Source organism: Actinomadura geliboluensis, assembly GCF_005889745.1.
Taxonomy (GTDB): Bacteria; Actinomycetota; Actinomycetes; order Streptosporangiales; family Streptosporangiaceae; genus Spirillospora; species Spirillospora geliboluensis.
The window spans coordinates 1-9527 of sequence record NZ_VCKZ01000351.1 but is presented as its reverse complement, the minus strand read 5'-3'; the positions used below and the strand labels follow the sequence as shown (position 1 = coordinate 9527).

The following is a 9527-nucleotide window of genomic DNA, read 5'->3' as shown; positions in this document are numbered from 1 at the left end:
GCCCTGGCGCGCGAGCTCGGCGCGATCCTGGCCCGCCTGCACACGATGGCCCCGGTCCCGGACCTCCCCGACCTCGACCCCCTCGACGCCCTCACCGAGTACTACGCGAACTTCGAGGCCCGCCCCGCCGTCGAGCTGGCGCTCCGCTGGCTGGACGGCAACCGCCCGCCCGCCTCGGGCCGCCGCACGGTCGTGCACGGCGACTTCCGCAACGGCAACCTGATGATCGACGAGACCGGCGTCCGTGGCGTCCTCGACTGGGAGCTGACCCATCTCGGCGACCCGGCCGAAGACCTCGGCTGGCTCTGCACCAAGGCGTGGCGCTTCAACTCCCCGCACCCGGTGGGCGGCTTCGGCCCCCGCGAGGAGCTCCTCGCCGGCTACGCCGACGCGGGCGGCACCCCGCCCACGCCTGAGGAACTCCACTGGTGGGAGGTCTACGGCACTCTCCGCTGGCTGATCCTGTGCCGCCACCAGGCCGAGCGCTATCTGACCGGCTCAGACCCGTCCATCGAGTACGCCGTCCTGGGCCGCAAGGTCTGTGAACAAGAACACGACCTGCTCCTTGCTTTGGGCCTGACCGCACCCACGACCGTCCAAGACCCCCTGGAAACCGCGCAGAACACGAGCACGCCACCGCATGACCGTCCTGACGCGTCCACCCTCATCGACGCAGTGGGCGCGTTCCTCCTCCAGGCAGAGCAACCCGACGACCGCCTGCGCTTCCACGCCCGTGTAGCCGCTGCGGCCCTGGTCATAGCCCGCCGGGAACTCCTCCTAGGCGACGCTCACAAGGCGGCCCACGAGAAGCGCCTCCGCAACCTCGACTGCGAATCCGACACCGACCTGGCCAAGGCCATCCGCGAAGGCACTCTGGACTCCCGGATGGACGAGGTCACCCGGGCGGTTCGCGACTCGGTAGTGGACAAACTCACAGTCGCCAACCCGCGGCACCTCTCTCTCCCCGGCGCCTGACCGCGCGGGCCGCCGTCCCCGCCGCACAGTGACTCCGCGCGGTGGCCCGTCAGGAGAGGTGGTACTTCATGCCCATGTGGGAGGGGCGGAAGCCGATCTTCTGGTAGAAGCGGATCGCGTCGGGGCGCTGGCGGTCGGTGGTGAGCTGGACGACGCGGCAGCCGCGGGCGCGGGCGCGGTCGATGGCGTAGTCGATCATGAGCTGGCCGACGCCGCGGCCGCGCTGCTCGGCGGCGATGCGGACGCCCTCGATCTGGGCGCGCTCGCCGCCGGTGTAGGTCAGGCCGGGGATGAAGGTGAGCTGGAGGGTGCCCGCGAGCTCGCCCTCGACCTCCGCGACGATCACCGTGTTGTTGGGGTCCTTCTCGATCGCTGCGAAGGCGGTGAAGTAGGCCTCCGGGATCTCCTCGCCCGGTGTTTCACGGGTCGATCCCAGGGGATCGTCGGCGAGAAGCCGGACGATCTGGGGGAGATCGGCCGCCGTCGCCTCGCGGAAGGTCACTTCTTGATCACGCTGCACACCCCACAGGTTATCCGGACGCTAAGTTGCAACGTTCACGCATGTCTTGTAGTACTACGTGTCGTAGTACTACGTTGAGTGGAGACCACCCCGGCCGAGGAGAACCCCGCACGGTGGTCTCGTCGCGGCGCAGGGAGAAGCCAATGCACGTCAACGAGAACAACGAGAACGAGGAGCACTGGACGGACCACGCCATCTGCCGCGGTGCCGATCCGGACCTGTTCTTCCCGATCGGCTACTCGGCGCCGGTGCTCCAGGCGCAGGAGGACGCCGCCAAGGCGATCTGCGCGAACTGCCCCGTGAAGGCCGAATGCCTCGCGTGGGCGCTGAAGGTCGGTGAGCCCGACGGCATCTGGGGCGGCACGACCCCGGAGGAGCGCCGCTACCTCCGCCGGACGGCCGAGGCCCCGGCGCGGCGCCCGCTGCCCGTCATCGTGGTGCGCGGCGACGCCTCCGAGTCGGAGCACGCCTCCGCCGCCTAGCCGGACTCCGCCGCCTAGGGCAGCAGGGCCACCTTGCCCACGACGCGGCGGTTCAGCAGGTCGTCCAGGACCTCCGCCACCGACGCGAGCGGTGCCGTGCGGGGCGGCACCGGGGTGAGGTCCCCCTTGGCGACCATGGCGAGGAGCTCGTCCAGGAGGGCGCGCTGCGCCTCGGGGTTCGCCATCGCCCAGGCGCCCCAGTCGACGCCGACGATCGCGCGGTTGCGCAGCAGCACCTGGTTCAGCGGGAGGGACGGGATGTCCCCGGACGCGAACCCGATCACGACGTAGCGGCCCCGTTCGCGCAGGGAGCGCAGGGCGGGGTCGGCGAGGGCGCCGCCGACCGGGTCGTAGACCACGTCCACGCCGCCGTCCGACCACGCGCGGGCGGCGGTTTTGACGTCGGCGGTGCCGATGGCGTCGTCCGCGCCCGCGTCACGGGCGGCCTGCTGCTTGCCGTCCGTGGACGCCGCCGCGAGGACGCGGGCGCCCATCGCCTTCGCGATCTGCACCGCGGCCAGGCCCACACCGCCGCCGGCGCCCAGGACGAGCACCGACTCGCCCGGCCGGAGCGCCGCGCGGTCGCGGAGGGCGAACAGGGCGGTGCAGTAGCTCTGGGTGAACGTGGCGGCGCGGGGGAAGTCCAGTTCGTCCGGGATCGGGACGGCCGAGGCCGCGGGCACCGCCACCTCGGTCGCGAAGCCGCCGAGCCCGCACATCGCGAGGACGCGCTCCCCGGACGGCAGCGTCCCCGCCACCTCGCTGCCCGGCACGAACGGCAGCGGCGGCTTGATCTGGTACCGGCCCTGGACGAAGAGGGCGTCCACGTAGTTGACCCCCGCCGCCTCCACGGTGACGAGCACCTGGCCGGGGCCGGGGACGGGGGAGGCGGTCTCCGTGACGGCGACCGAACCGAGCTTCTCGCAGATCGCAGCGCGCATCCGACCACTATGCCGGAAAGGTCCGCTGGCACCTTCCCCGCGTCCCGGTCGTTGACGGTTCAGGGACGTCCAGACATACGGTGGCTGACATGAGCTATACCCCCGACCGGCAGCGTTCCGAGGAGCTGGCGAAGCACGGGTTCCGCGCGCTGTCGTCGCTCGTCCTGATCGTCTCCGTGACCGCCGTGATGTGGGTCCTGGAGGCGTTCGACTACACGACCGACGGGTGGCTCGACCGGTTCGGGATCCAGCCGCGCGACGTCAACGACCTCCCGGACATCTTCACCGCCCCGTTCATGCACGCCGGGTTCGGCCACCTGATGGCCAACACGCTGCCGTTCCTCGTGCTCGGGTTCCTCGCGGCGGCGCGCGGCATCGCCAAGTTCCTCGCGGCCAGCCTGATCATCATCGTGGTCGGCGGGCTCGGGGTGTGGTTCCTCAGCTCGGCGAACACGCTCGGCTCCAGCATCCTGATCTTCGGGTTCTTCGGCTACCTGGTCGGGCGCGGGCTCTTCGAGCGGCGGCTGGTCGACATCGGCATCGCGGTCGCCGTCGTCGCCGTCTACGGGACGATGATCCTCGGGGTCATCCCCGGCGACCCCGGCATCTCCTGGCAGGGCCACCTGTTCGGGCTGGTCGGCGGTGTGCTGGCGTCCTGGTTCCTGCGCCGGAGCTGAGCCCCGGCGCCCGGCGCGTGCACCGCGGTGACCCGGGTACCCCGGTGCCATGGCCGAGACGATCGCAGGCATCACCGTCCCCGACACACCGCTCGTCCGGGACGTGACGGAGTTCATCCGCGACACCGAGGACGACCTGCTCTACCACCACTCGCGGCGCGTGTTCCTCTTCGGCGCGCTCCAGGGCCGGGCCCGGGGGCTGGAGCCCGACCTGGAACTGCTCTACACGGCGGCGATGTTCCACGACCTCGGCCTGACCCCCGGCTACCGGGACTCGCGGCTGCGGTTCGAGGTCGACGGCGCCCACGCCGCGCGTGACTTCCTCCTTGAGCGCGGCCACGGCGAGGCCGACGCCCGCACCGTGTGGCTCGGCATCGCCCTGCACACCACGCCCGGCGTCCCCGAGTTCCTCGACCCGGTGGTCGCCCTGCTCAACGCGGGCGTGGCGACCGACGTGCTGGGCCTCGGCTACGACGACCTCACCGACGAGCAGCGCGGCGCCGTGACGAGCGCGCACCCGCGCCCGGACTTCAAGAACCGCATCCTCCGCGCGTTCACCGACGGCAACGTCCACCGCCCGGAGACGACCTTCGGCAACATGAACGCCGACGTCCTCCAGCACTACATGGACGGCTTCGAACGCGCCGACTTCGTCCAGCTGATCCTCGACAGCCCGTGGCCGGAGTGAGCGGCGCGGCCGGCGTCAGTTCGGCCGGACGGTGACGTCGGAGACGACCGCGTCGCGCGGCGTCTCCAGGGCCGCCACCAGGACGCGGGCGACGGTGCCCGGCGCCGCGAAGTCGTCCTCGGCGTAGTTCTGGCCCTCCTGGGCGCGCACCTTCCGCTGCATCTCCGTGGCCGTCCGGCCCGGGTAGACGGTCGTGACGCGCAGCGACGGCTCCTCCGCGCGCAGCGAGTCGGCGAGGGCGCGCAGCCCGAACTTGCTCGCCGCGTACGCCGACCACTCGGGGTTCGCGCGCAGCCCGGCGGTGGAGTTCACGAAGACGACGTGCCCCTCGGCGGCGCGCAGCGCGGGCAGCAGCAGGCGGGTCAGCTCCGCCGCCGACACCAGGTTCACCGACAGGTGCTCCATCCACTCGTCGGCCTCCAGCTCGGCGACCGGGGACAGGTGCACCATGCCCGCCGCGTGGACGACGCCGTCCAGCCGTTCCGGGATCCCGGCCATCGCGAGGGACGCCTCGATGCGGCGCGGCTCCGTCAGGTCCAGCGGGACGGTCGCGACGGTCCCGGCGCGCGGCGGCGCGCTCAACGCGCCGGGGTTGATGACCTGGGTGGCGGCGTGCGCGCCCGTCTCCAGCGTCCTGGCGAGCGCGCCGAGGCGCTCGGGGGAGCGGCCGGTGAGGATCAGGTCGTGCCCGCGCTCGCGGAGCAGTTCGGCGACCGCCGTGCCGATGCCGCCCGTCGCCCCCGTGATCAGATACGTGCCCATGGAGTCCCATTCTCGTCGGTCCCTATCCGGGTGGACGCCCGGGGCGGGGTGTTGGTTCGGCGCCCGGCCGGGGCCCGGCCGCTCGGCCGGGCCGGCCGGAGGCGCGGCTAGTTGGGGCGCAGCACCCGGGTCACGCCGGCGATCAGCGCCGTGGCGAGCACCCAGCCCGTCGTGACGAGCCCGTAGGCCACCCACCGGGTCCAGGCCACCGCGTCGTAGGACAGCTGCTGCCCGAACGTGTCGAGCGGGATCAGCAGGTCCAGCGTGTAGATCAGCGCGTGGAAGGCGGGCAGCTCGTTGCCCGGCTTCACCGGACGCGGGTGCTCGATGGAGAACACCGTCGTCCCGAGGGCGAGCAGCGCGGCGAACCACGCGAACGCGAGCCACGGCCGGTAGCCGAACCCGACCGTCCAGTCCAGGAAGTGGTTCCACGCCTTGGCGACGGGGTGCAGCCTGCGGCGGCGGGCGCGCAGCTTCGCGAGCTGGACCTTGCGCGCGAGGTCGTCGTGGCCGATGCCGTGGTACCAGGCGGCGAGCTGCTCGTACGGCTGGAGGTGGAACTCCTTGTCCCGCGACACCCAGCTCAGCCGGTCCTTGAACTCGGCGCCGCGCAGCGTCTGGTACGTCATGCCGTTCAGGTACAGCTCGTCCGGCCAGACGGACGGGTGGTCCATGATCATGTCGATCCGGGAGAACGACAGCGACACCCGGCCCTTGATCTGCTCCTCCGGCCACAGGAGCAGCTCGTCGGCCTGGATGTGGCTGGCGTGCAGCGCCATCCGCGCCGGGTCGGTGGAGTCGAGGTGCGCCCGGCTGAACGACAGGATGCCGTTGAAGCGGCCGCTGCGCAGCCGGACCGTGCCGTGCGCGGTGAAACCGTTGCTGAGCTCGGCCGCGTCCTCGACGACGATGTTCTGCGCGTCCAGGGCGATCCGGCCGGGGTTGTTCAGGACGGTCCGCTCCATGAACAGGCCGCCGTTCATCCGCGCCCCGACGAACCGGATCCCGCCGGTGATCTCGGCGTCCCGCATGAACGTGCCGGCCTCGACGACGAGCCCGCCGCTGAAGATCGCCCAGGTGGCGGGGTCGGTCACCGTGATGCGGGTGCCGTTCATCCGCAGGCCGCCGGCGAGCTGCGCCCTCGGCAGCCGCACCGAGCCGTCGATCTGCGAACCCGACAGGCTCATGTAGCCGTCCGCGCGGAGCCCGCCGCCGTCGAAGCCGGGCATCCGGCAGTTGGCGAACCGCAGCTGCCGGGTCTCGGCGTTGGAGAAGTTCGGTTCCTCGACGAGCCGGCACTCCTCCAGCCGCAGCTCGTGCTCGGTGGCGCCGCCCTTGAGGTCGATCTGCCCGGTGATGTAGGCGCCGCGCAGCCGGACGGCGGCGACCGCGCCCGGCCGGGTCTCGCCGGCGCCGAGCAGCAGCCGGGTGACGATCTCGGCGCGGACCATGCGGTCGGGGTCGGGTCCGGCGGGCAGGTCGTCGCCGAGGACGACGCGGGCGCCGGTCGGGAACGCGGCCCAGAGGCGCCGTTCCGCGTCGTTCAGTCCGGGGGGCTGGGGCACGGAACCTCTTTCTACGCGGCGATCCCCTCCGCGATCAACTTCGCGGAGGGGATGCCCCGGATCTTCCCGGGCGGACGGCCCGCGGCGGGCTAGAAGAAGCCCCGGCGGCGGCCGGCCTCCTGGAGGAAGCCGTCGAGCTGCTGCTCCCAGTTGGTGTGGTCGACGGTCGCGTAGTCGACCGTGAAGCGGCTGAACGCGTCGTGCCCCTCGGTGAACACGCCGCCGCGCTTGTCCAGCTCCAGCACGACCTCCATGGACTGCGGGTAGGACACGAACGTCACTTCGAGCTGCTTGATGCCGCGCGCGTACTGGCCCGGCGGATAGAACTCGATCTCCTGGTAGAACGGCAGCTCCTGGTGGACGCCCCAGATGCGGCCCTTCTCGCAGTCGGCGTTGCGGAACTGGAAGCCGAGGTTGGAGAAGGCCGCGAGGATGCGCTCCTGCGCGGGCAGCGGGTGGACGGCGATCGGGTCGAGGTCGCCCGGGTCGAGCGCCCCCGCCACCTCCAGCTCGGTCGCGATGCCGACCGTGGTGCCGTGCAGGGGGCGTCCGTACATGTGCGTGAGGGGAGCTTCCCACGGGATGGGCATCTGGAACGGGATGCTGTGCCGGGCGCCCTCCTGGAGGCTGAAGCTGCCCGCGACCGGCATCTTCGCGTACTCCAGGTTGGACGTGTACTCGTTGTCGCCCGACTCGACCTCGACCCGGGTGCGCAGCGCGAGGTTCACCGACTTGATGTCGGAGTTGTACTGGCCGCCGATGATGGTGACCTCGCCCGTGACGACGCCGCCCGGCGTCGTGTTCGGGTCGTGCAGGATCGTTTCGATCGACGGGCCGCCGATGCCCATCGCCTGCCGCAGCTTCTTGAAGACCAAGGTCGGTCCCTCCCGTGTCCGAGCACTCCCCGCGCTCTCGTCCGATAGACGCTGCTACGGGAGATTACGTTCCGCGGAAACGGTGGTGACCTGCGAACGGCCGGGTCCGCTGGCCGCCTGCGGCCAGCGGACCCGCCGCCGGGCGCTCAGTGGCCGCCCGCGAGGTTCAGTCCGATCACGCCGAGGATGATGAGCGCGAGCGCGCCGATCCTGACGGCGGACACCTGGTCGCCCATGACGAGCATGCCGAGCGCCGCCGTCCCGACGGCGCCGATGCCCACCCAGACGGCGTAGGCGGTGCCGACGTCGAGGTGCTTCAGGGCCAGGCTGAGCAGCCCGAAGCTGGTGACGGCGAACACGGCGAAGCCGACGGACGGCAGCGGCTCGGTGAAGCCCTTGCTGCCCTTCAGGCAGAGGGCCATCGCGACCTCGACGAGGCCGGCGACGATGACGAGGACCCAGGCCATGGATGCGCTCCCGGTGCGAGACGACGGTGGTCACGCGTCGTCTTCGCTTTCCGGGTACGGCGCACCTCGTCCGGGAGGGCCGGTGCCCTCGGCCCCGGCGTCCTCGTTCCCGTCAACGGCCCGTCGCGGCGGGTTGTTCCCTGTACGAGCGGCCGAGCGCCCGGTACTCCCAGCCCGCCGCGCGCCACTGCGCGGCGTCGAGCGCGTGCCGCCCGTCCACGATCCGCCGGTGCCGGACGACCCCGGCCAGCGCCTCCGGGTCGACCTCCCGGAAGTCCGACCACTCGGTCAGCAGGACGACGACGTCGGCGTCCCGCGCGACGTCGAGCGCGCTCTCGCCGTACCGCAGCTCGGGGAACGCGGCGCGCGCGTTGCCGAGCGCGGCCGGGTCGTAGACGCGGACGTCGCCGCCGAGGCCGTGCATGGTGCGGGCCACGTCCAGCGCGGGCGCGTCGCGGATGTCGTCGGAGTTGGGCTTGAACGCCGCGCCCCACGCGGCGATGCGCTTGCCGGCGAAGTCGCCGCCGAGCAGCTCCCGGACGAGGTCGACGGTGCGGGCCCGGCGGCGCCGGTTGATGTCGTCCACCTGGCGCAGGAACGACACGGCCTGCCCGACGCCGATCTCCTCGGCGCGGTGCGCGAACGCGCGGATGTCCTTCGGCAGGCAGCCGCCGCCGAAGCCGAGCCCGGGGCGCAGGAACTTGCCGCCGATGCGGTCGTCCAGCGCCAGCGAGTCGGCGAGGTCCTTGACGTCGGCGCCGACCGCCTCGCACACCTCCGCCATCGCGTTGATGTAGGAGATCTTGGTGGCGAGGAAGGAGTTGGCGGCGACCTTGACCAGCTCGGCGGTGGCGAGGTCGGTGCGGATGACCGGGGTGCCGAGGTCGAGGACGGGTTTGAACGCCGCCCGCAGCTGCTCGTCCGCCCAGTCGGACGCGACGCCGAACACCATGCGGTCGGGGCGCAGGGTGTCGTCGACGGCGAAGCCCTCGCGCAGGAACTCGGGGTTCCAGGCCAGCTCGACCTCGTTGCCGGCGGGCGCCAGCTCCTGGACGAGGCCGGTGAGCCGCGCGGCCGTCCCGACCGGCACCGTGGACTTGCCGACGACGAGGGCCCGGCGGCGCAGGTGGGGGGCGAGCGCGCGGACGGCGGCGTCGAGGTAGCTCAGGTCGGCGGCGTCCGAGCCGGCCTGCTGCGGGGTTCCCACGCACAGGAAGTGGACGTCGCCGAACGCGCCCGCCTCCTCGAACGAGGTGGTGAACCGGAGCCGGCCGGAGTCGAGCGCCTTGGTGAGCAGCTCCGGCAGCCCGGGCTCGAAGATGGGGACCTCGCCGGACGCCAGCCGGTCGATCTTGTGCCGGTCGACGTCCACGCCGAGGACCTCGTAGCCGAGCACCGCCATGCAGATGGCGTGCGTGGCGCCGAGGTAGCCGGTTCCGATGACGGTCAGCCTCGGGGCTCCGGGCTCCTCCTGGTTCATGCGCACCTCCTCGTGCCTCACGATGTTCACGCCCCCGCCCGATCTTCCCACCACGCCCGGGCGGCCCGGCGGAGGGCCCTGTCTCTTATACACAG

Annotated in this window: 11 protein-coding genes and 1 riboswitch; of the genes, 4 read left to right on the top strand and 7 right to left on the bottom strand. The window is 72.0% G+C overall.

Translation table 11 applies throughout. The annotated features are described in order from the left end of the window. Window positions 1–975, top strand: a 975-nt coding sequence (locus tag ETD96_RS34175; protein ID WP_138640617.1) for a phosphotransferase family protein, incomplete at its 5' end; no start/stop codon positions are given. A gap of 49 nt (window positions 976–1024) precedes the next feature. Here ETD96_RS34175 and ETD96_RS34170 read toward each other — a convergent pair. Next, entirely contained in the window at window positions 1025–1495 is a 471-nt protein-coding gene (locus ETD96_RS34170) for a GNAT family N-acetyltransferase (RefSeq protein WP_338072633.1), read from the bottom strand. Between the two features lie 143 nt (window positions 1496–1638). Here ETD96_RS34170 and ETD96_RS34165 point away from each other — a divergent pair, with 143 nt between their 5' ends. Then, entirely contained in the window at window positions 1639–1977 is a 339-nt protein-coding gene (locus ETD96_RS34165) for a WhiB family transcriptional regulator (protein WP_138640616.1), read from the top strand. Window positions 1978–1991: 14 nt separating this feature from the next. Here ETD96_RS34165 and ETD96_RS34160 read toward each other — a convergent pair whose 3' ends face one another. Next, window positions 1992–2918: an NADPH:quinone oxidoreductase family protein gene (locus ETD96_RS34160; RefSeq protein WP_138640615.1), complete on the bottom strand. Its 927-nt coding sequence runs from the start codon at window positions 2916–2918 to the stop codon at window positions 1992–1994. A gap of 89 nt (window positions 2919–3007) precedes the next feature. Between ETD96_RS34160 and ETD96_RS34155 the strand changes: the two genes are divergently transcribed. Next, a complete protein-coding gene (locus ETD96_RS34155; RefSeq protein ID WP_138640614.1) occupies window positions 3008–3595 on the top strand; it encodes a rhomboid family intramembrane serine protease in 588 nt (195 codons plus the stop codon). Window positions 3596–3644: 49 nt separating this feature from the next. Next, on the top strand, window positions 3645–4283 hold the full coding sequence (locus ETD96_RS34150) for an HD domain-containing protein (protein ID WP_138640613.1): 639 nt from the start codon (window positions 3645–3647) through the stop codon (window positions 4281–4283). A 15-nt stretch (window positions 4284–4298) separates the two neighbouring features. Here the strand turns inward: ETD96_RS34150 and ETD96_RS34145 are convergent, their stop codons facing one another. The 5 genes from ETD96_RS34145 to ETD96_RS34125 all read right to left on the bottom strand — a co-directional run bounded on the left by ETD96_RS34145 (window position 4299) and on the right by ETD96_RS34125 (window position 9432). Beyond that, the gene (locus ETD96_RS34145; RefSeq protein WP_138640612.1) at window positions 4299–5045 is read right to left on the bottom strand and encodes an SDR family oxidoreductase; all 747 of its coding nucleotides are present in this window, start codon (window positions 5043–5045) and stop codon (window positions 4299–4301) included. 107 nt (window positions 5046–5152) lie between these two features. Continuing rightward, on the bottom strand, window positions 5153–6610 hold the full coding sequence (locus ETD96_RS34140) for a hypothetical protein (RefSeq protein WP_138640611.1): 1458 nt from the start codon (window positions 6608–6610) through the stop codon (window positions 5153–5155). Window positions 6611–6699: 89 nt separating this feature from the next. Next, a complete protein-coding gene (locus ETD96_RS34135; RefSeq protein ID WP_138640610.1) occupies window positions 6700–7485 on the bottom strand; it encodes a sporulation protein in 786 nt (261 codons plus the stop codon). A 146-nt stretch (window positions 7486–7631) separates the two neighbouring features. Further along, window positions 7632–7952 carry a DMT family transporter gene (locus ETD96_RS34130; protein WP_138640609.1) on the bottom strand — a complete coding sequence of 107 codons (321 nt, stop codon included), beginning with the start codon at window positions 7950–7952 and terminating at the stop codon, window positions 7632–7634. A gap of 31 nt (window positions 7953–7983) precedes the next feature. Next, a riboswitch (guanidine-III (ykkC-III) riboswitch) is annotated at window positions 7984–8045 on the bottom strand. A 19-nt stretch (window positions 8046–8064) separates the two neighbouring features. Next, window positions 8065–9432, bottom strand: a complete 1368-nt coding sequence (locus ETD96_RS34125) for a UDP-glucose dehydrogenase family protein (RefSeq protein ID WP_138640608.1) — start codon at window positions 9430–9432, stop codon at window positions 8065–8067. Window positions 9433–9527: the final 95 nt, after the last annotated feature.

Bases quoted from the DNA above. Each gene is read 5' to 3' on its own strand.
- ETD96_RS34145 (WP_138640612.1), bottom strand. From the start codon at position 5,045: ATGGGCACGTATCTGATCACGGGGGCGACGGGCGGCATCGGCACGGCG.
- ETD96_RS34150 (WP_138640613.1), top strand. From the start codon at position 3,645: ATGGCCGAGACGATCGCAGGCATCACCGTCCCCGACACACCGCTCGTC.
- ETD96_RS34165 (WP_138640616.1), top strand. From the start codon at position 1,639: ATGCACGTCAACGAGAACAACGAGAACGAGGAGCACTGGACGGACCAC.
- ETD96_RS34155 (WP_138640614.1), top strand. From the start codon at position 3,008: ATGAGCTATACCCCCGACCGGCAGCGTTCCGAGGAGCTGGCGAAGCAC.
- ETD96_RS34160 (WP_138640615.1), bottom strand. From the start codon at position 2,918: ATGCGCGCTGCGATCTGCGAGAAGCTCGGTTCGGTCGCCGTCACGGAG.
- ETD96_RS34125 (WP_138640608.1), bottom strand. From the start codon at position 9,432: ATGAACCAGGAGGAGCCCGGAGCCCCGAGGCTGACCGTCATCGGAACC.
- ETD96_RS34130 (WP_138640609.1), bottom strand. From the start codon at position 7,952: ATGGCCTGGGTCCTCGTCATCGTCGCCGGCCTCGTCGAGGTCGCGATG.